Raw genomic sequence first — 23,163 nt, 5'->3', positions numbered from 1 at the left:
ATGACTAAAAAAAAGTTCCTATTGGTTTGTGAAGGCCCTACCGATATACCCGTCCTAACCTCGATAGCAAAAGCTCTAGTCAATAAAAATGGCTGTCAAATTGAAATTGTGGAACTGTCTCCTCAGTTAGATGCGACGTCGGGTCAGTATCCCGCGCATGGTTGGACTGCAGTTCGAGCATGGTGTTTAGCGAATCGCGAGAAAACCCCTGCTGATGTGGCGGGAATTGACGAAAAATTGCGAGCTGCGGTGCTCCGTAAAAACTGGCGATCGATCGTTGCAGCGTCTGGTGCTCACGGAATTATAGTTCAGCTTGACACAGATATCGCCGAGAAAATCGTTGATGTGCCGGCGTCATTCGCAGATTCAGGGCTGTCTAGGCGTGCCTATTGCGAGGCGGCAATCGCCCATTGGTTACGTGTTCCGAAGGTAGATAAGGATATGTACCTCGTACTATCGACGTACTCTACTGAAACATGGCTGCTGGCTTGCCATGAACCGAATGATCCAGTATTTGCTGATCTGCCTATCCCGTTTAATTACGAAGATATCCCTGACGCGGAGGGGAGGTTATTAACATTGGGGTATAAAAAGAAATCTGGGCGCATTAAGAAGGATACAGATCTATACGCCGGCTATGCACAAAACATGACGAAAGACCTGGCTAAGATTCGATCACGCTGCAAGGAAGCTGAAAATTTCTGCCATTTTGTTGAAAGTTTGTAGCATTCGAAAAATACTTTCACAAGATATTTCAGATACCATCCTTGCGCAAGATAGCGAATTGTTTTTGAGGAATTTAGCTTGCATGAATTTATCCTAGTCCGGACGATTCTTATATCAGGAGCGTGCGAGGTAACTACTGCCTCGACTCCCTTGCTGGCAGTGGTGCAGCCGGTACGCGCGGCCTGCTTGCACAAGAATAATGCCGAATCTGGCCCGACGTCTTCGCTTCGGCACGGCCTTCCCACCGGTCATTTCTCGCGATTAAGTTGCAGTGCAATTCGCCCGTCCGGAATCGATTATGCGAATTGATTGGTGTCGATCCACCACAATTTAAGCATTTCGGGCGTTACTCGCGTCGAGCACCCGGAACTGCGAGGGTGGTCTGGGAAGGGGAGTAGTCTGCCCGTGCACCTGCTTTCTGAGTTTCTCGCCCAACTCATTGCCTCCGCATCCACCATGACCCGTGCAGGGAGCATGACGGTTCGCTTCAGTTCGTCTCAGGTTCTCATCAATACCAAAGGATGGGGGAGGGCGAAGTGCAGGCGTGTCGTCAGTCCGGGAGGGTTGTCAGCTTTGCCATGGAGCGGGGTGACGCACTCCTGATGCAGCCGCTGGTGCAGCCGCTGGTGCAGCACGATTCATTGAAAGCTAACGTCATCAGCGGGCAGCATGTCCTGTATTACGTGTTCGATTCACATGAATTTTCTTCTGGCCAGGTGGCCGCATGCGATAGAACAACAACGCGAAAGCCTCAGGACAACTACTTCGCTACAACAGCCCGCTCGGCTGCTGGCGCATCCGCGGGCACGCACGCACTGGTGTGGCGCTAATAGCTCGCGTTACAGGCCTCGACCCGTTCGCGGTTACGCTTCTGGACGCCGTGGCGATCGGTTACCAGTGCCGAGTCTGAACTAACTTGTCCGATGTCCCCAGTCCGGGGAAACGGGTTCGTTTCCTACAACGAAGGCTTGATATCGAGTCCGGTCAATCTTTTAGCGTGGCTCGTGCATAGCTGCTTTTCAGAGGTATACGCTGATGCACGGTCGGAGGGTGCCTCTGCACGGGCACTAGCAGTCGCCGACAGGCCGAGCAGGCCGATGAGAAGAATACAACGGGTCGCCTAAATTCCTTTCCAATCCTGAATCTGACAAATGCACTTTATTCCCCCAAGGTAGCGGTTGGCAAGGACGTGTTGCACCGCTATGTTGCACACCTAACTCATCCGTACGCCCGCCTCACCTAATGACTGCTATGATGCACCGCTAAGTTCTTGTACTTTTCACACTTCTTCCCCACCGAGCAACATGCCCTGGCCCTTTGACGCGACCTTGGACGCTGCGAGCGCCCCCACCAGCATCTCGGCGATGGAGCGCCACATGCGCGCCTACCCGTGGGACACCACGCCGGTGGGCCCGGTCGGCAACTGGCCCCTGAGCCTGAAACACGCCGTCCGCACCGTGCTGGACCTGCGCGTTCCTGCCTACCTCGCATGGGGCGACGACTACACCCAGTTCTTCAACGACGCCTACATCCCCGTCCTGGGCGCCAAGTTCGAGGGCGCGTTGGGTGCGAGTACCCAGGCCACCTGGCCCGAGGCCTGGCCGGTCGTCAAATCGATGTGGGACGAAGTGCGCCAGGGCGCAACCTTCGGCCACGCTGAATTCCAGCTGACCCTGAACCGCAACGGCTACCCGGAAAGCTGCTACTTCAATCGTTCGGACAGCCCGGTCTACGACGACCATGGCCAGGTCGCCGGCGTGCTGGCCACGCTCGTGGAAATCACCAAGGCTGTGATGGGCGAGCGCCGCCAGGCCTACCAATTGAAACTGGCCGACACCCTGCGCCGCGAGACCGCCTTCGGTCCGATGCTCAAGGCCACCATCCGCCTCACCAGCGAATACTTCACCGGCGCCAAGGTCGCCTACGTCGAACTGGACGAAGCGCTGCGCACTTTCGCGGTCAAGGAAGAGTGGATGGATGGCGTCGAAACCGGCGGCGCCCACGGTACGCTGCCGCTGGACATGCTCTCGCCCGACCAGCTCGAGCAGCTGCGCGCCGGTACCACCATCTGCATCAACGATGTCGCCACCGATCCCGCCTGCGCGCCGGTCGCCATGCCTTGCCTGACGCTTGGCATCCATTCGGTGGTAGTGATCCCGCTGAAGGATGGCGACCGCCTGCACGGCGCCGGCTTCCTGTACAAGGACCACGCCTACCGCTGGACCGAGGACGAGCGCACGCTGGCCGAAGACCTGGCGCGCCGCACCTGGGAAGCGCTGCGCCGCATCCGCGCCGAGGAGGCGCTGCGCGAAGAGACGCGCATCCTCGAACTGCTTAACCGCGCCGGCAGCGTGCTGGCGTCCACGCTCGATATCGATACGCTGCTGCAGTCGGTCACCGATGCCGCCACCGAACTGACGGGCGCCGAATTCGGCGCCTTCTTCTACAACGGCAGGGACGCCAACGGCGACGCCTATTTGCTGTACACCCTGAGCGGCGCGCCGCGCGAAGCCTTTGCCCACCTGGGCCACCCGCGCCCGACCGCCATCTTCGGCCCTACCTTCCATGGCGCGGCGCCGATCCGCAGCGACGACATCACCAAGGACCCGCGCTACGGCAGCATGGGCCCGCACCATGGCATGCCGCAGGGCCACCTGCCGGTGCGCAGCTATCTGGCGGCCTCGGTCAGCTCGCGCTCCGGCGAAGTGCTGGGCGGGCTGTTCTTCGGCCACTCCAGGACCCACATGTTCGACGAGCGCACCGAGCAGCTGATCACCGGTTTCGTGGCGCAGGCGGCCGTCGCCATCGACAACGCGCGCCTGTACGAGCTGGCCCAGCGCGCCGCCGCCGAGCGCGAAGGCATCTTGGCCAGCGAGCGCGCCGCGCGCGCCGAGGCCGAGCGGCACAGCAAGATGAAGGACGAGTTCCTCGCCATGCTCGCGCACGAGCTGCGCAACCCGCTGGCGCCCATCACCAATGCGGCGCAGCTGCTCAAGATGCCGACGGTGGACGAGAATCTGCGCCTCAAGGCCGGCAACATCATCTCGCGCCAGGTGCGCCACATGACGGAACTGGTGGACGATTTGCTGGACGTCTCGCGCGTCACGCGTGGCCTGGTCAAACTGGAAACCGAGACCCTCGAACTGAGCGACGTGATGCGCTCGGCCGTCGAGCAGGCGCGCCCGCACATCGACGCGAAAAGCCACGCGCTGACGGTGGAGGCGCCGATGCGCCCGGTGATGGTGGCGGGCGACCGCACGCGCCTGGTGCAGGTGCTGGTCAACCTGCTCAACAACGCGGCCAAGTACACGCCGGCCTGCGGGCGCATCACGCTGCGGCTCGAAGCCGGGCCGGAACAGGCGCGCCTGAGCGTGATCGACAACGGCGCCGGCATGGACGCCAAGCTGCTGCCGCACGTGTTCGACCTGTTCACCCAGGCCGAGCGCACGCCGGACCGCTCGCAGGGTGGCCTGGGCATCGGGCTGGCCCTGGTCAAGACCATCGTGCAGATGCACGGCGGGCAGGTGGAGGCGCACAGCGACGGCCCGAACCTGGGCGCGGCGGTGTCGGTGCTGCTGCCGCTGGCCGACGCCGATGCGGTGCAGGCGCCGGCGCGCGTGCACACCACCGCGCGCACCGTGTCGCCCTGCCTGCTCACCATCGTCGACGACAACGTCGATGCGGCCCAGTCGCTGGCGGTGCTGCTGCGCGAACAGGGCCACGGCGTGCACGTGTTCGAAGACGGCGTGCGCACGCTGGCCGCCAGCGAGATCGCGGGCACCCAGGCCTTCATCCTCGACATCGGCCTGCCCGACATGACCGGCTACGAACTGGCGCGCCGCCTGCGCCGCGAGCATCCGGCCGCGACCTTCATTGCGCTCACCGGCTACGGCCAGGAGCGCGACCGCGACTTGTCGAAGCAGGCCGGCTTCGACCATCACCTGGTCAAGCCGGTGGAATTCCGCGCGCTGGCCGACATCCTGGGCCAGCTGCCCGCCGCACCGCTGCCGCATATTGCAAGCGTGGATTGATCGGGTGTTGACTTTGTTGCCATAACTCAGCAATATTGTTCAATCCCTGATCCCTGTCCCACCCCGTGTCCCGTAAAAAGAACAGTCGCCAGTGGGCGCGCCTGCGAATCCTGTGTTCCGGCGGCCTGCACCTGATGACCCTCATCCCCGATGCGCTGGAGCTGGTGCGCGAGCTGATTCCCAACAGCGCGTCCCAGCTGTTCCTGCTCGCCCAGCGCGCGCCGGAAGACGTGCATGAGGCGAACGTGCTGGGCGTGCTGCCGCCGCCGAACGGGTATTTTTATGGCGACTCGGCCGCATTCGGCGGTGTGGGGTCTGTCGAAGCGCGCGCACGCGCGGCCCACGTGCTGGAAGTGCGCCTCGGTTCCAGCGCCGCGCCGCTCGGCACCTTGACCCTGCTGCGCGACGGCGGCGCGCCTTTCGATGCGGACGACGAAGAAGACCTGGGCCGCGTCGCCAATTATTTCGACCATGCGCTGCGCAATGCCGCCAGTTTCGGCACCGGCCTGTCGGGCGTGATCGAGGACGAAGCCATGCTGCTGGCCACCACCGGCGGCGACATCCTGTTCCTGAGCGATTCGGCCGGCGCGCTGCTCGACCAGCTGGCCTCGCAAGAGCAGCAGGTATTCGACCGCCGCAGCTTGCCGCCGTTCTGCCTGCGCCTGGTGGAGTCGGTGGTGTACGGCGAGCGCTATCCGTGGCGGCTGCCGGCCGGCACCCTGGAACTGGCCGGCGGCGTGCTGGAAGCGCGCGCGCAGTGGATGAGTTCGGGCTCGCACGACGCGATCCACAGCCGCACCGTCGGCATTTTTCTCAAGTTCGTGGTGCCGATGCCGCTGCGGATCTGGCGCGCGCTGGGCAGCGTCGAACTGTCTCCCCAGCAGATGGAAGTGGCGTTCTGGATGGGCCTGGGCGGCGGACGCGAAGCCGCGCGCTCGCGCATGGACGTCAGCGACGCCGTGCTGCGCGACTGCGTCAAGGCGGTCTACGAGAAATTCGGCTGCACCTCCGAGGCCGGCCTGCTGGCCATCCTGCGTCCCCCCATCTCGCGCATGTAAGGCGCCGCGCGCCTGCCTCCAGCGCGCCCCATGTACCAGCTCAGCCGAACACCCCCCACCCGGGGGGATGGAATACACTTGTCTTGTTGTCTATTCTCTCAACTGCATCTCGAAGGAGGTTTGCCATGAACATTCGATGGATGTGCGCTGTTGTGCTGGGCGCCAGCTGTGCCGTTGCCAATGCTGCCGACGTGAAGGTCACCATGAAGATGGCGACCGAAAAGGGAGACGGCGCCGATGCCGGCTCCGTGACCATCAGCGAGACGCGCCACGGCCTCGTGTTCACCCCGGCGCTCACCGGCCTGCCGCCCGGCCTGCACGGCTTCCACGTGCATGAAAACGGCAGCTGCGGCCCGAATCAGAAGGACGGCAAGACGGTCGCTGCGGGCGCGGCCGGCGGCCACCTCGATCCGGCCAAGACCGGCAAGCACGGCCTGCCATGGGGCGAAGGCCACCTGGGCGACCTCCCGGCGCTGGCGGTCGACGACAAGGGCGCGTCCACCAACCCGGTGCTGGCGCCGCGCCTGAAGCTGGCGGACGTGAAGGGCAAGGCCCTGATGGTGCACGCGGGCGGCGACAACCATGCCGACCACCCGGCCCCACTGGGCGGCGGCGGCGCGCGCATGGCCTGCGGCGTCATCAAGTAGCCATCCCTGGAGGATCAGGGATGAAATAAAATTTCAGAAATAAGGATTAAACGAAATGAAATTTCACTCCCTGATGGCGGCGGCGCTGCTGTGCGCCGCTTCCAGCAGCCATGCAGCGCTGATCCACCAGTTCAACCTGGACGGCTCGCTGCAGGATTCGGTCGGAGGCGCCGCCCTGCTGGGCTTTACCCGCCGGCGCAAACGCTAGGCTCAGGAATCCGAACGCCGCCCATGCGGCGGCAGTTCCACCTGCGGCACCGGGGTCGCCTGCGCCGCAATGAACCCCTCCAGCGCAGCCGACACATCGTCGACCACCCGCTTGCCCCAGGCTTTTTCCATCAGCCGGTACTGGCGCTCGATCAGCGGCGCGATCTCCTCGAACAGCCGGTCGCCCTCCGGCGCCAGGCTCACCATCACACGGCGCCCATCGGCCGCCACGCGCGCGCGCGCGACCAGCTCCAGCTCTTCCATGCGTGCCAGCACGCCCGCCATGCTCGGGCTCAGGATCTGGCACAACTCGCACAGCTCGCGCGGCTCCAGCGGGCCGCGCTCGTCCAGCGCGCGCAGGATGCGCCACTGCTGCTCGGTCACGCCGAAGTGGTTCAGCACGGGACGGAAATGCGACATCAGCGCATCGCGCGCCTTCAATAGCTGCTGCGGCAGGTTACGGTGGGAAATGCGGCGGGCCAAAATGGATCTCCAGTCTGTATCGGTACACATGCCAAGGCAGGATGATGCCTTGACTCGCTAACACATTAGTGATTAACTTACGAACATATTAGCGAATAACGCTCGTCCACTTCCATCTTCTTACGTTTGCGACAACGACCGTGATTATCCGGGACCGGCCCTCGGGGCTCAAGCTGTTCCTGCTCGTGCGTGGCTCGGTGCTGCCGCGCATCCTGCCTTCGCTGCTGGTCAACGTCATCGTCGCGACCCTGGTCACCTGGTCGCACGGCGACCTGTGGGACGTCAAGATCACCCTTACCACCATTCCCTTCACCCTCATCGGCCTGCCGCTGGCGATCTTCCTCGGCTTTCGCAACAACTCGGCCTACGACCGCTTCTGGGAAGGGCGCAAGCTGTGGGGCGAGCTGGTGCTGCGCAGCCGTAACCTGGCGCGCCAATGCGCAAGCCTGATCGACGGGGCCGAACCGGCCCACATCCGCAACGGCATGCAGGATGTGCGGGTCCGCATGGTCTTGCGCGCCATCGCATTCTCCCATGCCTTGCGCGACCTGCTGCGCAACTTGCCAACCGACGCCGCCACCGCCCGCCTGCTGCCCGCCGGCGAATTCGCGCGGATGGCCCAGGCCTCCAACCAGCCCGATTTCCTGATGCAGCAGATGGGCCAGGACCTGCGCCAGAGCCTGAAGGAAGGCCGCATCGAAGCCTGCCTGGCCGCCAACATCGACGCCACCCTGTCGGCCATGACCGCGGCCGCCGCCTCCTGCGAGCGCATCAAGAATACGCCGATCCCGTTCTCGTACACGCTGCTGCTCCACCGCACCGCCTACCTCTACTGCTTCCTGCTGCCTTTCGGCCTGGTCGACACGATCGGCTTCATGACGCCGCTGGTGGTGGCGATCGTCGCCTACACCTTCTTCGGGCTCGACGCATTGGGGGACGAGCTGGAAGAGCCGTTCGGCGTGGAGCACAACGACTTGCCGCTGGACGCCATCTGCCGCGCGATCGAGATCGACCTGCGCACCGCGCTGGGGGACGAAGACCCGCCGCCGCCGCTGGCCGCCGTGAATTACTGCCTTACCTGATGCACCTGCCGAGGACCATATGCACCACGACGAACACCTGCGGCACGACCGCATCCGCCTGCCGCTGCTGCGCCAGCGCATCACCAGCGCCGAAGAGGCGGCCGCATGGATCCATGACGGCATGACTGTCGGCATGAGCGGCTTCACCCGCGCCGGCGACGCCAAGGCGGTGCCGCTGGCGCTGGCCGATCGCGCGCGCCGCGAACCGCTCAAGATTACCCTCATGACCGGCGCCTCGCTCGGCAGCGACATCGACAAGACGCTCACCGAAGCCGGTGCGCTGGCACGCCGCATGCCCTTCCAGGCCGACCCGGCGCTGCGCGCGGCGATCAACCGCGGCGAGGTGATGTTCGTCGACCAGCACTTGTCGGAAACGGTGGAGCTGCTGCGCACGCGCCAGATCGCGCCGGTGGATGTCGCCGTGATCGAAGCGGTGGCCATCACCGAGACCGGCGCCATCATCCCCACCACATCGGTCGGCAACAGCGCCAGCTTCGCGATCCTGGCCGACAAGGTAATCGTCGAGATCAACCTCAGCCAATCGCCGGCCCTCGAAGGCCTGCACGACATTTTTATCCCGAAGCACCGCCCGCAGCGCGAGCCGATGCCCCTCATGAACGTGCACGACCGCATCGGCACAAGCGCCATCGAGATCCCGCCGGAAAAAATCGTCGCCATCGTCATGACCGAGAAGCACGACAGCGCGTCCACCATCCTGCCGCCGGACGCCGAAACGGCGGCGATCGCCGGCCACCTGACAGATTTCTTTGTCGACGAGATCGCCCAGGGCCGCTTGACCGAGCGCCTGATGCCGATCCAGGCCGGCATCGGCACCATCGCCAACGCCGTGGTGTCGGGCCTGATCGACGGCCCGTTCCGCGGCCTGACCATGTATTCGGAAGTGCTGCAGGACTCGACCTTCGAACTGTTCGACGCCGGCAAGCTCGATTTCGCCTCGGGCTCGTCGATCACGCTGTCCGAGGCCAAGGGGCGGCAGGTATTCGCCAATATCGAACGCTACAAGGACCGCCTGGTGCTGCGCCCGCAGGAGGTGAGCAACCACCCGGAAGTCATCCGCCGCCTCGGCATCATCGCGATCAACACGGCGCTGGAGTTCGACATCTACGGTAACGTGAATTCCACCCACGTCGCCGGCACCCACATGATGAACGGCATCGGCGGCTCCGGCGACTTCGCCCGCAACGCCTATCTATCGGTGTTCGCTACCAAGTCGGTGGCCAAGGGCGGCAAGATCTCCAGCATCGTGCCGATGGTGTCGCACGTGGACCATAACGAGCATGACGTCGACATCGTCGTCACCGAAGTCGGCCTGGCCGACCTGCGCGGCCTGGCGCCACGCGAACGGGCGCAGCGCATCATCGAACAATGCGTGGCCGAGCCGTACCGGCAGATGCTGCGGGACTATGTGGAAGAAGCGAACCGGGGAGGAGGGCAGACGCCGCACGTGCTGGAGAAGGCGTTCTCGTGGCACGTGCGGTATCGGGAGACGGGGTCGATGCTGGGGGCCCGCGCGGGAACGACGGTATTGAGGCCAACACAATAGGCACGTCGTACCCGCGAAGGCGGGTACCCAATTTATTTGCCGAAGTCGATACGCCGCTTACTTCGCCGCCGTGCGCGCCTTCCCAAACGGATCCCCCGCCTTCCACTGCGGCGCCTTCGGCGCATCCGCCACCATGCGTCCCAGGTTCAGCGTGAACTGCGCCTGCTGCACCATGCCCGCCAGGTCCCAGCTCGGATCATATTCATCCGACACCTGGTGGTAGCGCGCGCGGTAGGCCTTCTGCTTGGCGTCGCTCGCTTCCACATCCTTCACCCAGCCGTGTCCCGCGCCCACCGAGAACGCCGGCACGCCGGCCTTGGCGAAGCTGAAGTGGTCGCTGCGGAAGTAGCCGCCGCCCAGGTCCGGCTTGGCCGCGGCGATCTGCAGGCCCATGGCTTTCGCGGTGGTCGCCGCCATCGCGCCCAGGTCGGTGCGCTCGCTGCCCGGGGTGCTCACGTCCTTCACCAGTCCCACGAAGTTCAGGCTGTCCAGGTTCAGGTTGGCGACGGTCTTCTCGATCGGCCACAGCGGCTTGGCGGCGTAGGCCGCGCTGCCCAGCAGGCCCTGTTCTTCGGCCGCCACCCACAGGAACATCTGGCTGCGCTTGGCCGGGTTGCGCACGGCTTCCTGGGCCATCGCCAGCAGCGCGGCGGTGCCGGAAGCGTTGTCGACGGCGCCATTGAAGATGGTGTCGCCTTCCGTGCCCTGCTTGCCCATGTGGTCCCAGTGCGCGCTGTAGACCACCAGCTCGTCCTTCAGCTTGGGGTCGGTGCCCGGCACGATGCCGGCCACGTTGAATTCGTTCAGCGAGCGCACTTCGGCGCGCGCTTCGCCCTTGACGCGGGCATTGAGCACCACCGGCTTGAAGTCCTTGCTTTCGGCGGCAGCCCGCAGCTTGTCGAGGTCCTGGCCGCCGGCGGCGAACAGCTTGCGCGCGGTGGCGTCGGTCATCCAGCCCTGCAGGCCGGTGCCCAGCTTGCCCTCGGCCAGCTGGAAACGCTCGGCCGCGGCCCAGCTGTTCTGCACCACGCTCCAGCCGTAGGAGGCCGAGGCATCGGTGTGGATCAGCAGCACGCCGGCCGCGCCCTGGCGCGCCGCTTCTTCCAGTTTATAGGTCCAGCGGCCGTAGTAGGTCAGGCCGGCGCCGTTGAAGCGCTTCGGCTCGGCCGCGGTCGGCGCCGGGTCGTTCACCATCATGACGATGACCTTGCCCTTGACGTCCAGGCCCTTGAAATCGTCCCAGCCTTCTTCCGGCGCATTGATGCCGTACCCGACGAAGACCATCTCGGCGTCAAGCGTGTGGTCGGCTTTCGCGTCGCCCGGGCCCCAGACCCAGTCGGCGCCGAACTGCAGCGGCAGCGGCTGGCCGCCGGCGACCACGCCGATGCTGCTCTTCTCCGGCAGCGAGCGCACGCCGGCGATCTTCACCGGCTGGCGGAAGCTGCCATTCGCGCCCGGCTGCAGGCCGATCGCGGCGGCCTGCGTTTCGAGGTAGGTGACGGTCAGTTCGCCGCCGCGCTGGCCGGTGCCGCGTCCTTCCACCGCGTCGGACGACAGGAAGGCCAGGTGGGCGCGCAGTGGCGCTTCCTTGACGGTCGCCACTTGCGACTTGGCTGCGCCGGCCGCGTGGGCCGGATAGGCCAGTGCGAGGCTGCCTGCGAGGGCGGTGAGGACAACGGAGGAGACGATCTTGTACATGGAATCCTGCTGCGTGAGTTGATGGGGTGTGCACGGCGTGCATCGCGCATTGTATGCCAAGCGCTCAGTAAAACCGCAACACGTCCGACGAGATCGTCATGCCCGTTCCCGGCATCCAGTTCGGTGCGCCCGGCGGCAGCAGGTGGGTCGGCAGGCTCGGAATGCGTTCCTCGACCACCACCGCCAGCAGCTCGTCCGCCTTGGCGTCGATCGTGAAGCGCAGCAGCTGGTCTTCCATCCCGTACAGCGACAGCGACCAGCGGGTTTCCTTCGATGTGAGCACGCGCCCGTTGACCGTCGATCGCAGCGGCTTGGTGCCGCCCGCCCACAGCTCGACGTGCGGCGCCCGGTTCTTCGAGCGCAGCGTGAATTCCACCTGGCGCGTGCCGGCTTTGCCCAGCGCCGGGTTTTTCAGCAGGAAGGCTTCCGGGAAGGCGATGCGGTCTTCGCGCGGCGCGATCGCATACCACTGGCGCGGGCTGTGCCAGCCGAACACGTCGACGTGGATCGCCGGCCGCGCCAGATTGGGAAAGAGCTGCTTCGACCAGGCGTCCAGCGGCTGCGGCGGCAGCAGCCAGTAGGAGCGCCAGCTGTTCATGTCCTTGAAATACACCAGGCGGTTCGGTTCCAGCGCCGGCAGTTCCTGCGGCAGCGGCGCGGTCGCCCTGACCGGCAGCGCGGCCTGGGCCGCGAACACCAGCGCCAGTGCGGCGCCGGCGGGGCGCCCGACCGGCAGCAGGAGCAGCAGGCTGGCAAAGCACCCCAGCAGCACGGCGATGACAGCGGCCGGCAGGTAGAGCCCATCGGGCGCGAGCGCGGTCCAGCTGTCGCGCAGGGCCGGCAGGAACAGCAGCAGCACCACCGCCAGCGCCAACGCCAGCAGCGGCAGGCGCAGGAACGCCGCGCGCGGCGATTGCAGCAGCGTGAAGGCGGCCAGCGACACGGCCAGCGGCCAGGCCAGCAGCCAGGCCGCATCGGGCGAGATCACCAGTACCAGGACCAGCGCCGCGCCCAGCCAGGCCATCGCGCCCAGGAACACCGCTACCGCACCGGCCACCCAGCGCAGCAGATAGAGCGCGCCGACGAACAGGCAGGCGCCGGCGGCGGCGAAGGCCAGGGCCGGCTCGGCGCCGGCGGCGCGCGCCAGGGCGCCGAGCTCCTCGCGCCGTTCCCACAGCACCATGCGGGTGGCCAGCAGGATCACCGCCATGCCGAAGAATCCCTGCACCAGCGGCGCCACGGTGGTATCGGCCTCCTGCAGCGCGTTGCGGTAGGCGCGCACCAGCAGCAGGCCGGCCAGCGCCGCCAGTCCCCACGACAGGATGGCTGGATGCTGCACCAGGCCCAGCACCGGCAAGTGGAACCAGGCATGTGCCGCATGCGCGCCGCGCGCCAGCGGCGCGTCGCCGAAGTGGCGCGCCAGCTGCAGCATGCCGGCGCCCAGCTGCGCCAGCATGGCCGGATCGAGCCGGGCCGGGGTGTCGAGCGTGCCGGCGCGCTCGAAGCGCTGTTCGCTGTTCACGAACAGCAGCGCCGGCGCGTCCAGTGTGCCCAGGGGGCCGATGCGCGGCGTGTCCGGCAGCAGCTTGTAGAGCCGCGCGGCCAGCGAGGAACCGGTGGCGCCGGTCCAGCCCTGCAGCACGGCGCCATCGGCCCCTGCCGCGTCAACCAGTAGTTGCGCTCCAGCGCTGCCGGCGCCGTCGAATTTCAGGGCCAGTCCCACGCGCGTGGCCAGCGGGTGCTGCTCGGCGAAGCCCTTGGCGCCGAGTGCGCCCACGCTCTCGCCGTCGGCGAACAGCAGCACGATGTCGTTGGCGTGGGGCGCGCCGGTACGCAGCGCGCGTGCGGTTTCCAGCAGGGCCGCCACCTGCGCCGCCCCGCGCGCCGCGCCCAGCGTGGCGTTCCCGGTGTCGTAATGGGTGGCCAGCAGCAGCGCGGGGCGCCGGGCGCGGTCCGGGGCGCTGCCGGGAAGGCGCGCGACGATGTTGTGGACCACGCCGAGCGTCACGTGGGTGCCGCCCCAGTACTGGATGGTCGATTTCTGCACGGTGGTCTTCTGCACCTGCGGGGCCAGGCCCATGCCGCGCAGCTGTCCCAGGATGTAGTCGCGCGCCTGCGCATTGGCCGGGGTGGCGATGGGGCGCGGCGCCGCCGCCAGCACCGCCACGTGCCGCAGCATGTGCTTGAGGGCGGGCGCGGCGGCCTGCGCGGGTGGGGCAGGGGAGGCCAGGGCCAGCCAGGCCAGCGCCAGCACGGCGGTCAAGGCAGCCAGGCCGGCCGCGAACGCGGCCAGGCTCGGGGCGCGCGGCGGCGCCGTCGGTATTCCAGCGGTAAGCATGCTTGTCTCTCCAGTTATTGGTGTTGTTGTCGGTCCTGCGGGTGTGTACGGAAGCGGTCTCCTTGGCCGGGGCGAAAAAAAGCCCGCGGGGGGCGGGCTGAAAGGGGAAACGAGAAATCGATTATTCGAGCGTCCAGACGTAGGCGATCTGCGCCCATCCGGCTTCGGCGCTGCCGTTGTTCATGGCCGGCTTGAACTGGCACAGGCTCAGGGCATTCACCGCGGCGCGGTCCAGCTCACGCGAGCCACTCGACTTCTGCACGCGCGAACCCTGCACCCGGCCGTCCGCGCCCACCATCAGCGCCAGGGTCACGGTGCCGGTGTCGCCGTTGCGCGCGGCGTTCACCGGGTAGTCCGGCTTGGCGCATCCATTCGCGTCCGCCAGCACGGCGCTGCGCATCTCGCCCGGGTTGGTATTGCTGCTTGGCTGGGCCGGCGGCGCGTCGTTCGACGAAGGCAGCGCAGGCTCCGGCTGCGGCTGCGCTTCGGTGGTGGCCTGCACCTGTTCCTGCACCGGTGGCGGCGGCGTCTCGACTTCCACCTTCGGCACCACCACCTGCGGCTTGGCCACTTCCACCCGCGGCTGCGGCGGCTCCGGCGGCGGCGGCGGCGGGGTGATCTCGGGCTGGATCCAGACGGTGGCGTCCTCGATCAGCTTGGGCATGCTGATCGTCTTCGAATTCATCACATTGACCAGGCCCACGGCCACCAGCACGTGCAGGCCGGTGACGAGGGCGAACTTACCGGCCTTGCCGCCGGTCCCATCGTTGATTTGTGTGAAGTGCATGGCGATCTCCTTATAGGTAGCCTGCAACTAGGTCGCAAGGCTTTGTGCTTCAGGAAAGATGCTTGTTCGACAGCTGATGGAATGAATATATGCTAGGTCCTAGCAGTGTGTAAAGCTAATTCGTAGTAATTTTGCTTCCATATGTAAGCGCTCTTGGCCGGGAAGCGATAATAGATAGGCACTCGCGTCACGACGCGTTGTATGAAATAATCACCCAGGTACCCGTATCCTTTCCGTCCATTGGCACACATAGGTGCCACAGATTGGTAAGCGAATGTAAATGGCCAAATGAGCGGGCGAAAAAACAGGAGTAATTGTGGTGTCCGAACAGAAAAAACCGATCCGCGTGATGCTCGCGGACGACCACCCGATCGTCATGACCGGGTTTGCCATGTCGCTCGAAGCGGCCGGCATGCAGGTGGTAGGGCAGGCCAAGACCCCGAGCGAGGCGGTGGCGCTGTACGCGTCCGAAAAGCCCGACGTGGTCATCCTCGACATGCGCTTCGGGACCGAACTCACGGGCCTGGACGCCGCGCAGAGCATCCTCAGGGACGACCCGAGCGCGAAGATCATCTTCCTGAGCCAGTTTGACCAGGACAGCCTGATCAAGGAAACCTACCGCATGGGCGCGCACGCCTTCGTCACCAAGGATTGCGACCCGTCCGACCTGGTGACGGCGGTGCGCCATGCCCACGACGGCAAGCTGTACTTCCTGCCGCAGATCGCTTCGCGCCTGGCCAGCATGGCGGTGCGCGGCGACGTCACGCCCCAATCGCAGCTGGACGACCGCGGGCTCGAGATCTTCAAGCTGATGGCCGAAGGCCTGACCAACGCCGAAATCGCCGAGAAGCTCGACCTGTCGACCAAGACCATCAGCAATATCAGCCAGTCGATCAAGGAAAAGCTGGGCGTGCACCGCCAGGCCAACATCACCCTGCTGGCCGTCAAGCACGGCCTGATCGAACCGTAAGCACCGCGATGCGTCCCACGAGGCACATGCATGCGGTCCTGGCCGCGCTCGCGCTCGCATTCTGCGGCGCTGCGGGCGCGGCGCAGGCCGACCCGGCCCGGGACGACGAAGCCACCGGCTACCGCTTCCAGATCGTCACCGGCGACGACAGCGAAGTCACGCGCCGCATCGCCGAAGACCTGTACAAGCGCCTGGTGCCGACCTTCGCCGCCTTCCGCACGGAACTCGGACAGCGCCGCCGCATGCTGTACGTGGCCATTGGCCCCGCGGCCCTGCGCGACGCGGTGGCGCGCCGCTGCGACTGCGTCGTCATCTCGGCCTTCACTTCCAGCCAGGTGTGGCGCGTCCTCACCGCCAAGGCGCCGGCCAGCCGCGCCGGCCTGCTCACCGCCGTATATGCCGAACCGGCGCCGGCCGACCAGCTGCGCCTGGCCGCGCTGCTGTACGGCCGCCCGGTGCGGGTGGGCGCGGTGCTGGGGCGCGACACCGCCTTCCTGGCCCCGGCCCTGGCGTCGGACGTCGACATCCAGCCCTTCGTGCCGGGCGACGACATCAACCACGCCCTGAACCGCATGACGCGCGCCGAAGTGCTGCTGGCGCTGCCCGACGGCGACGTCTACAACCCCGAGAATGTGCGCAACATCCTGCTCTCGACCTACCGCCGCAAGCAGGGCGTGATCGGCTTCTCGGCCGACATGGTCAAGGTCGGCGCGCTCGCGACCACCTATTCGGAAATCGAGGACATCAACACCCAGGTGGCCGAGATCGCGGCCGCCTTCGTCGTCACCGGCGAGCTGCCGCCGCCGCAGTTCCCGCGCTACTTCCGCACCCTGGTCAACGAAGGCGTGGCGCGCTCGCTCGACGTGCGCGTGACCGACGGCGCGCGCCGCTTCGCCCACCTGCCGGTGCGCCTGCCCGCGCCGGCGCCCGCGATTGCACGCGTGCCTGCGCGGGTGGCGCCGGTACCCGCACCCGCGGCGCCCAAGCCATGACGCTGCGCTTCTGGCGCGGCTGGAGCATCGGCCGGCGCATGACCTTCATCACCATGCTGCCGGTGGTCTGCCTGTTCACCTCCTTCGTGTGGTACTCGTGGTACTCGCACCGCGCCCAGGTGGCCGAAGAGCTGGCCGAGCGCGGACGCATCCTGGCGCGCGCGCTGGCCGAGACCAGCGAATACAACGTCATCTCGGGCAACCTGTCCGACCTGCGCCTGACCATCAACGGCCTGGTGCAGTCCGACCGCAGCATCTACCGGGTCGAGGTGGTGGGCGTGGACGGCACCCAGGCGGTGCGCGTCGATTCCGAATCGGCCAGCGACGCCCAGCCGCACCACTACGAGGCGCCGATCAAGAAGCAGGTGGTGTGGATCAACCTGTTCACCGACAACGGCACGCCGCACGTGTCGGCCTCGAGCGACCTGCGCCCGCCCACCCTCACCACCGAGATCGTCGGCTGGGTGAAGGTGACGATGTCGCCCTCGAACATGATGGACAAGCAGACCCGCCGTTTCCGCTTCGAGCTCTCCATCGCCGCGCTGGCGCTGGCCGCCAGCGGCGTGCTGGCCTGGGTGCTGGCGCGCTCGCTCACGGTGCCGCTGCGCGAAGCCATCGGCGCGCTGAGCCGGATCCGCAACGGCGACTACCGCGTGCACCTGCCGGTGCGCACCGGCGGCGAAGTGGGCGAATTGCAGGCGTCGATCGGCGAGATGTCGCTGGCGCTGGACGAATCCAAGCGCGACCTGGAAAACAAGGTGGCCGAGCGCACCCGCGACCTGCTGGCTTCGCGCAACGAGGCACTGCGCGCCGACGCCGACAAGCGCAAGCTGATCCAGAAGGTGAACTCGATCATCGAGGACGAGCGCAAGAGCATTGCGGTCGAGATCCACGACGAACTCAATGCCTCGATCATTGCCGCGCGCCTGGAAGCCCAGGCCATCGGCGCGCTGGCCGCCAAGGCCGCTCCCGGCCCGGAGATCGAGGAAATCGGGCGCAAGTCGCAGGCCATTACCAAGCTGGCAGCCGACCTGTACGCCAACGGCCGCCGCCTGGTGCGGCGCCTGCGCCCCGAGGTGCTGGACATGCTCGGCCTGCACGGCGCGGTGGAAGAGATGGTGCGCCACTACGACAGCGGCTCCGGCTGCGGTTTCGAATTCCACGGCGAAGGCGATTTTTCCCGCCTGTCGAATGAGCTGGCGATTTCCGCCTACCGCATCGTGCAGGAAGCGCTGTCGAACGTGATGAAGCATGCGCACGCCACTTCCGCCCAGGTGCGCCTGGTGCTGGACGAAGGCGCGCAGACCCTGCGCATCGTCGTGGCCGACGACGGCAACGGGTTCGACCCGGCCAGCGCGTCGGAAGGTATCGGCATTATCGGCATGCGCGAGCGCGTGTACGCGGTCCACGGCGTGATGGACGTGCGCTCCAGCCCCGGCGGCGGGACCGTGCTGGCGATCACGCTGCCGCTCAATGCCCCCGTGCCCGCACCGGTTCCCGTCGCATCGCATTTTTAGTATCCACCCCATAGAGAAGCAACCATGTCCGAACAACTGCTGACGCCCTACGAGAAGGGCAACCTGAACCAGACCACCACCCTGGCCGAATGCATCGCCTGGTATGAAGACCTGGCGCGCCGCCATCCCACCGTGCTGCGCTTCCAGCAGGCCGGCGTATCGGATGCGGGCGTGCCGATCTACGCGGGCGTGGTGAGCGGCGACGGTGTGTTCGACCGCGCGGAAATCAAGCGCGCCGGGCGCCCGGTCTTCTTCAACAACAATGGCATCCATCCGGGCGAACCGGAAGGCGTGGACAGCTGCATGGCGCTGGTGCGCGACTTCTGCACCCAGCCCGAGCGCCTTGCGGCGCTGAAGGACACGGTGTTCCTGTTCGTCCCGCTGTACAACGTGGACGGCAGCCTGAATCGCGCCGACACCTCGCGCGTGAACCAGGATGGCCCGGAGCAGTTTGGCTTCCGGGGCAACAGCCGCCACCTCGACCTGAACCGCGACTTCGTCAAGTGCGATACGCTCACCGCGCAGGTATTCAACAAGCTGTTCACCGCCTGGGACCCGGACGTGATGGTCGACACCCACACATCCAACGGCGCCGACTACAGCTACACCATGACCCTGATCCATACCCAGGCCGACAAGCTGGGCGGAGAGCTGGGCGCCTTCCTCGCCACCACCATGCTGCCCGCGATGTACGCCGGCATGGAGGCGCGCGGCTGGCCGACCTGCCCCTACGTGAACCCGGTCAAGGACAGCCCGGACCACGGCATCGCCGACTTCCTCGAGACCGCGCGCTTCTCGACCGGCTATGCGGCCCTGCACCACACGATCGGCTTCATGCCCGAGACGCACATGCTCAAGCCCTTCCAGGACCGCTACGAGTCGATGCGCGCACTGGTCGAGACCGCGCTCGATTTCACGGTGAACAACGCTGCCCAGATCCAGCAGTTGCGCCGCGCCGCGAAGCAGGCCGGCCGCACGCGCGCCGAGTGGCCGGTGCACTGGGCGATGGACGAAGCCAATCCGTCGTCGTTCCGCTTCAAGGGATATGAGGCGAAATACAAGCCGAGCGTGCTGGGCACCTACACGCGCCTGTGGTACGACCGCAGCAGCCCGTGGGAGCGCGACATCGCCTGGTTCAACAACTTCAAGGCCGACATCACCGTGCCGGCGCCGCGCGCCTACGTGGTGCCGCAGCAGTGGCGCGAAGCGATCGAGCGCCTGGAGTGGAACGGCGTGCAGCTCGATCGGGTGGAAGCCGACCGCGTGCAAGAGGTGGAGTATTACCACATCGCCTCGGTCACTTCGCGTCCCAATGCGTACGAAGGCCACATGTTCCACGACGACGTGGTGCTGGAAAAGCGCCGCGGTGCTGTCCAGCTGCGCGCGGGCGACGTCATTGTGCCGCTGGACCAGGACAACGCGCGTTACGCCGTCGAGACCCTCGAGCCGTTGGCCCACGACAGCTTCTTCCGCTGGGGCTTCTTCAACAGCGTGCTGGAAAAGAAGGAAGCGTATTCGGACTACGTGTTCGAAGACCACGCGGCCGAACTGCTGAACGACGAACCGGCACTGGCGGCGAAGTTCGAAGCGTGGAAGGAAGCCAACCCGGCCCTGGTGGCAAGCCAGGAAGCGGTGCTCGACTTCATCTTTGCCAACTGCGAGCGCTACCGCGAGCCGGAATGGCGCCGCTACCCGGTCTACATGATCGCCTGATCGGCCACTTCACCCTTGGCACCCCATCCTCTGAACCGTCGTACCGGCGAAGGCCGGTACCCAATCTTGCACGCCCACCCACTGCTTGAGACCTCGGTGGCACGCGCAAGAACTTGGGTCCCGGCCTGCGCCGGGACGACGTGCACGGGGCATCTGTCGTCACTTCGGGGTCAGGTCTGACATTTGGACACGAGCTCGGCTATAGAGCGACTGAAACAACGTTGTTCATGGTTCCAGCGCCAGGGGAAAATTGCTGAAAAGCACGCTTTGTGTAGAAGGCCTGATTTACAGTCGAGGTCGTGTCCGAATGTCAGACCTGACCCCGAAGGTGCGAAGGTGGGGGTGGTCTACTTCGACTGCGCAATCCACCGGTCCACCTTCGCCTCCAGCACCGCCAGCGGCAGCGTGCCTTCTCCCAGCACGATCGCGTGGAATGCCGGCAGGCTGAACTTGTCGCCCAGTGCGTCCTGCGCGCGCTTGCGCAGTTCCATGATCTTCAGCGAGCCGATCTTGTAGCCCAGCGCCTGGCCCGGCCACACCATGTAGCGTTCGATTTGCGCGCGCGCCTCGGCTTCCGAGTAGCCCAGCGTGTCCTGGAAATAGGTGATGGCCTTGCTGCGGCTCCAGCCCTTGGCGTGCAGGCCGGTGTCCACCACCAGCCGCGCGGCGCGCAGCATTTCGTCGTTCAGGTGGCCGAAGTAATCTTCCGGCTTCTCGAACAGGCCCATCTCCTTGCCCAGGGTTTCGGCGTACAGCGCCCAGCCTTCGGTAAACGCGTTGTTGCCGCCGAACTTGCGGAAGTTCGGCAGGCCCAGTTCCTGCACCAGCGCGATGTGGAAGTGGTGGCCCGGCTGGCCTTCATGCAGGTAGAGCGTGACCATGCCGGTGCTGCCGTACAGCCTGGGGTCGTTCACCACCGACCAGAACACGCCCGGACGCGAGCCGTCCGCCGCCGGCGGGGTGTAGTGGTCGGAAGCAGTGGCGCGCGAGAGTTCCGGTTCCAGGCGCAGGTCGAGCGGCGACTTGGGCATGAGGGTGAACAGCGCCGGCAGTTTGGTGCGTACCCTGGCGTCGAGCTCGCGGTAGACATCGATCACCTGCTGCTCGGACGTGAACGGCTTGAACTTCGGCTGCTCCGACACCCAGCGCGGCAGGCCGGCGGCGGGGCCGGTGTAGCCCATTTTCGGGCCGGTGACGGCGTATTCGCCCTGGATGCGCGCCACTTCCTTCAGGCCGATCTCGTGGATCTGCGCCGGCGTGAGGCTGGTGGTGGTCATCGCGGCGGCGCGCGCCGCATACCAGGCGGCGCCGTTCGGCAGCGCGTTCCAGCCGGCGCTGCTGCGGGTCTTGGGCAGGTAGTCCTTTTCCAGGAAGGTCGACAGGCGCTTGAGCGCCGGATTGAGCTTGTTGGCGATCGCCTTGCGGTAGGCGTCCCTCAGGCTGCGCTTGTCCGCCGCCGTGAAGCTGGCCGGCATGTTCCTGATGGGCGTATAAAAGATGCTGTCTTCGGTTTTGGTGGCGACCAGCTGGCGGAACTGGGGCAGGGCGGAGACCATCGGCTCGCGCGGCTGCACGACGCCGCGCCGGATCCCTTCGCGCATGTTGGTGATCGACTGGTCGATGTGCGGTACCAGCTGCGCCAGGCGGGCCAGGTAGGCGCGGTAGTCGCGCACCGTGCCCAGGGGCTGGGCGCCCTGGCCGCCGGCGTAGTTGGCCAGGATCACCGGCATGCTGACCATCTGGTCGATCGGGATCAGGTGTTCCGGGAAAGCAGCCAGGCGCAGCGCGGTGTCGAGCTCGAACTTGAGGATGTCGTGGCTGGTCTGGTCGCGGCTGCCCAGGCGATCGCGCGGGATGCTGGCGAGGCGCTTGAGGTAGCTGCGGTACAGCGCGAACTGCTTGTTGCGGATCGTTGGCGAGATCGACAGGCCAAGCTTGTCGTTGAAACGGCTGTCGCCGTTCTCGGTGGCCCATACCGGCTCGAAGCGCGCCAGCGATTCGTAGTATTCGTCGGCCAGTGCGTTGATCTGGCGGCTTTCTACGGTGGCGGCAGCCGATGCCGGCTTGGGCGGCGTGGCCGGCGCGGCCGACGCCGGCGCGCAGGCCAGCAGCGCGGCCGCGGCCAGCGCGGTGAAGTGTGCTTTCATGCGTGGTCCTTGAATATCAATAGCTGGCCAGCGGGCTCAGGACGCCGCCCTTGAAGGTGTAAACGGTGACGGCGGTCTTCTTCAGGTTGCCCTTCGGGTCATAGCCGTAGGTCCCCACCACGCCCTGGTAGCTGATCGCGTGCATCGCCGCGCCCACCTTGGCCGCATCGATCGAATTCGCGCTCTTCATGGCCTGCGCGATGAACTTCGTCTGGTCGTAGAACGAGGGCGCGTACACGTCCGGGTCGCGCTTGAAGCGGGCCTTGTAGGCGTTGATGAAGGCCGGGCCGCCCGGCTGCCTGGCGACGATCGCGCCGGCCTGGGCGCAGCGCACGTTTTCGCCCACGGCCGCGCCGCCCAGCTTGGCCATCTCGGGGCTGCACAGGGTGTCGCCGCCGAGCAGCGGCACGTTCAGGCCGAGCTGCTTCATCTGGCGCGCCATCGGGGCGCCCTGCGGGGCGTAGCCGCCGAAGAACACCGCGTCGACGCGCTTGGCCTTGAGGGCGGTGAGGATGGCGGCGAAGTCGGTCGCCTTGTCGGTGGTGTACTCGTGGCCGGCGACCTTCATGCCGGCGGCCTGCGCCTGGCGCTTGAATTCCATCGCGATACCCTGGCCGAAGGCGGTGCGGTCGTCGATGACGCCGACGTTTTTCAGCTTGAGTTCCTTGGCGGCGTAGGCCGCCATCGAGCCGCCCACCTGGGTGTCGCTGGCGACGATGCGGAACACCGTGGCATAGCCGGACTGGGTGATCTTGGGATTGGTGCCGACGGTCGACATCAGGATGCCGCTGTCGTTGTAGACGCGCGAAGCGGGAATCGCCACGCCCGAGTTGTAGGGCCCGAGCACGAACTTCACCTTGGCGTCGGCGAATTTCTGCGCCACGTTCACGCCCTGTTTCGGGTCGCCCTGGTCGTCTTCGGACTGCAGCTCGAAGCGCAGGGTAGTGCCGCCCACCTGGAGCTTTTGCGCGTTGAGTTCCTCGATGGCGAGGCGCACGCCGTTCTCGTTGTCCTTGCCGGCGAAGGCGTTGGCGCCCGACAGCGGGCCGCTCACGCCGATCTTGACGAGGGTTTCCGCGGCGTTGGCGGTGGTGGCGCTTGCCGCTTCGATGACGAGCAGTGCGGCCAGCGCCAGCGGCGCCATGTGCAGTTTGGATGGCATTACCTGAGTCTCCGTTGTAGTCCGAACGGACGCCATCATCG

Annotated in this window: 18 protein-coding genes; 12 read left to right on the top strand and 6 right to left on the bottom strand. The window is 66.1% G+C overall.

Annotation, left to right across the window (positions count from 1 at the left end; genetic code table 11):
• The 6 genes from BM031_RS25290 to BM031_RS25685 all read left to right on the top strand — a co-directional run bounded on the left by BM031_RS25290 (window position 1) and on the right by BM031_RS25685 (window position 6,670).
• A complete protein-coding gene (locus BM031_RS25290) occupies window positions 1-726 on the top strand; it encodes a hypothetical protein (RefSeq protein ID WP_143084673.1) in 726 nt (241 codons plus the stop codon).
• 449 nt (window positions 727-1,175) lie between these two features.
• Window positions 1,176-1,556 carry a phytanoyl-CoA dioxygenase family protein gene (locus BM031_RS26265; RefSeq protein ID WP_143084672.1) on the top strand — a complete coding sequence of 127 codons (381 nt, stop codon included), beginning with the start codon at window positions 1,176-1,178 and terminating at the stop codon, window positions 1,554-1,556.
• Between the two features lie 546 nt (window positions 1,557-2,102).
• Window positions 2,103-4,757 (top strand): ATP-binding protein, encoded by a 2,655-nt coding sequence (locus tag BM031_RS21795; RefSeq protein WP_177207860.1) that lies wholly within the window; start codon window positions 2,103-2,105, stop codon window positions 4,755-4,757.
• Between the two features lie 134 nt (window positions 4,758-4,891).
• Window positions 4,892-5,815, top strand: a complete 924-nt coding sequence (locus tag BM031_RS21790; RefSeq protein ID WP_091876655.1) for a helix-turn-helix transcriptional regulator — start codon at window positions 4,892-4,894, stop codon at window positions 5,813-5,815.
• 125 nt (window positions 5,816-5,940) lie between these two features.
• A complete protein-coding gene (gene sodC / locus BM031_RS21785; RefSeq protein ID WP_177207859.1) occupies window positions 5,941-6,462 on the top strand; it encodes a superoxide dismutase family protein in 522 nt (173 codons plus the stop codon).
• Window positions 6,463-6,517: 55 nt separating this feature from the next.
• On the top strand, window positions 6,518-6,670 hold the full coding sequence (locus tag BM031_RS25685; RefSeq protein WP_177207858.1) for a hypothetical protein: 153 nt from the start codon (window positions 6,518-6,520) through the stop codon (window positions 6,668-6,670).
• A gap of 2 nt (window positions 6,671-6,672) precedes the next feature.
• Here BM031_RS25685 and hpaR read toward each other — a convergent pair whose 3' ends face one another.
• On the bottom strand, window positions 6,673-7,152 hold the full coding sequence (gene hpaR, locus BM031_RS21780) for a homoprotocatechuate degradation operon regulator HpaR (RefSeq protein WP_091876653.1): 480 nt from the start codon (window positions 7,150-7,152) through the stop codon (window positions 6,673-6,675).
• Between the two features lie 140 nt (window positions 7,153-7,292).
• On the opposite strand from hpaR, the gene BM031_RS21775 reads away from it, so the two are divergent.
• Both BM031_RS21775 and scpC read left to right on the top strand, forming a co-directional pair.
• Window positions 7,293-8,234 (top strand): bestrophin family protein, encoded by a 942-nt coding sequence (locus BM031_RS21775; protein ID WP_091876652.1) that lies wholly within the window; start codon window positions 7,293-7,295, stop codon window positions 8,232-8,234.
• Window positions 8,235-8,253: 19 nt separating this feature from the next.
• Complete coding sequence (scpC, locus tag BM031_RS21770; RefSeq protein WP_091876651.1) at window positions 8,254-9,798, top strand: succinyl-CoA:acetate CoA-transferase ScpC; 1,545 nt, start codon at window positions 8,254-8,256, stop codon at window positions 9,796-9,798.
• A gap of 57 nt (window positions 9,799-9,855) precedes the next feature.
• On the opposite strand, the gene BM031_RS21765 is transcribed toward scpC, so the two are convergent.
• From BM031_RS21765 to BM031_RS21755, 3 genes are all read right to left on the bottom strand, one after another.
• The gene (locus BM031_RS21765) at window positions 9,856-11,496 is read right to left on the bottom strand and encodes a M28 family peptidase (protein ID WP_091876650.1); all 1,641 of its coding nucleotides are present in this window, start codon (window positions 11,494-11,496) and stop codon (window positions 9,856-9,858) included.
• Window positions 11,497-11,560: 64 nt separating this feature from the next.
• Window positions 11,561-13,834 (bottom strand): M28 family peptidase, encoded by a 2,274-nt coding sequence (locus BM031_RS21760; RefSeq protein ID WP_229409128.1) that lies wholly within the window; start codon window positions 13,832-13,834, stop codon window positions 11,561-11,563.
• Window positions 13,835-13,955: 121 nt separating this feature from the next.
• On the bottom strand, window positions 13,956-14,621 hold the full coding sequence (locus BM031_RS21755) for an energy transducer TonB (RefSeq protein ID WP_091876649.1): 666 nt from the start codon (window positions 14,619-14,621) through the stop codon (window positions 13,956-13,958).
• Between the two features lie 319 nt (window positions 14,622-14,940).
• On the opposite strand from BM031_RS21755, the gene BM031_RS21750 reads away from it, so the two are divergent.
• The 4 genes from BM031_RS21750 to BM031_RS21735 are packed head-to-tail and all read left to right on the top strand — an operon-like array spanning window position 14,941 to window position 19,813.
• Complete coding sequence (locus BM031_RS21750) at window positions 14,941-15,591, top strand: response regulator (RefSeq protein WP_229409127.1); 651 nt, start codon at window positions 14,941-14,943, stop codon at window positions 15,589-15,591.
• 26 nt (window positions 15,592-15,617) lie between these two features.
• On the top strand, window positions 15,618-16,583 hold the full coding sequence (locus BM031_RS21745; protein WP_229409126.1) for a hypothetical protein: 966 nt from the start codon (window positions 15,618-15,620) through the stop codon (window positions 16,581-16,583).
• A complete protein-coding gene (locus BM031_RS21740) occupies window positions 16,580-18,100 on the top strand; it encodes a HAMP domain-containing sensor histidine kinase (RefSeq protein WP_091876648.1) in 1,521 nt (506 codons plus the stop codon). The genes BM031_RS21745 and BM031_RS21740 overlap by 4 nt, the downstream gene beginning before the upstream one ends.
• Window positions 18,101-18,124: 24 nt before the next feature.
• The gene (locus BM031_RS21735) at window positions 18,125-19,813 is read left to right on the top strand and encodes a M14 family zinc carboxypeptidase (RefSeq protein WP_091876647.1); all 1,689 of its coding nucleotides are present in this window, start codon (window positions 18,125-18,127) and stop codon (window positions 19,811-19,813) included.
• A 347-nt stretch (window positions 19,814-20,160) separates the two neighbouring features.
• Here BM031_RS21735 and BM031_RS21730 read toward each other — a convergent pair whose 3' ends face one another.
• Both BM031_RS21730 and BM031_RS21725 read right to left on the bottom strand, forming a co-directional pair.
• Window positions 20,161-21,960 carry a DUF885 domain-containing protein gene (locus BM031_RS21730; protein WP_091876646.1) on the bottom strand — a complete coding sequence of 600 codons (1,800 nt, stop codon included), beginning with the start codon at window positions 21,958-21,960 and terminating at the stop codon, window positions 20,161-20,163.
• A gap of 16 nt (window positions 21,961-21,976) precedes the next feature.
• Complete coding sequence (locus BM031_RS21725) at window positions 21,977-23,122, bottom strand: branched-chain amino acid ABC transporter substrate-binding protein (protein ID WP_091876645.1); 1,146 nt, start codon at window positions 23,120-23,122, stop codon at window positions 21,977-21,979.
• Window positions 23,123-23,163: the final 41 nt, after the last annotated feature.

It is taken from the genome of Massilia yuzhufengensis (genome assembly GCF_900112225.1).
GTDB lineage: Bacteria > Pseudomonadota > Gammaproteobacteria > Burkholderiales > Burkholderiaceae_D > Telluria > Telluria yuzhufengensis.
The sequence above is the reverse complement of the archived record's forward strand: the minus strand, read 5'-3'. Positions and strand labels throughout refer to the sequence as shown.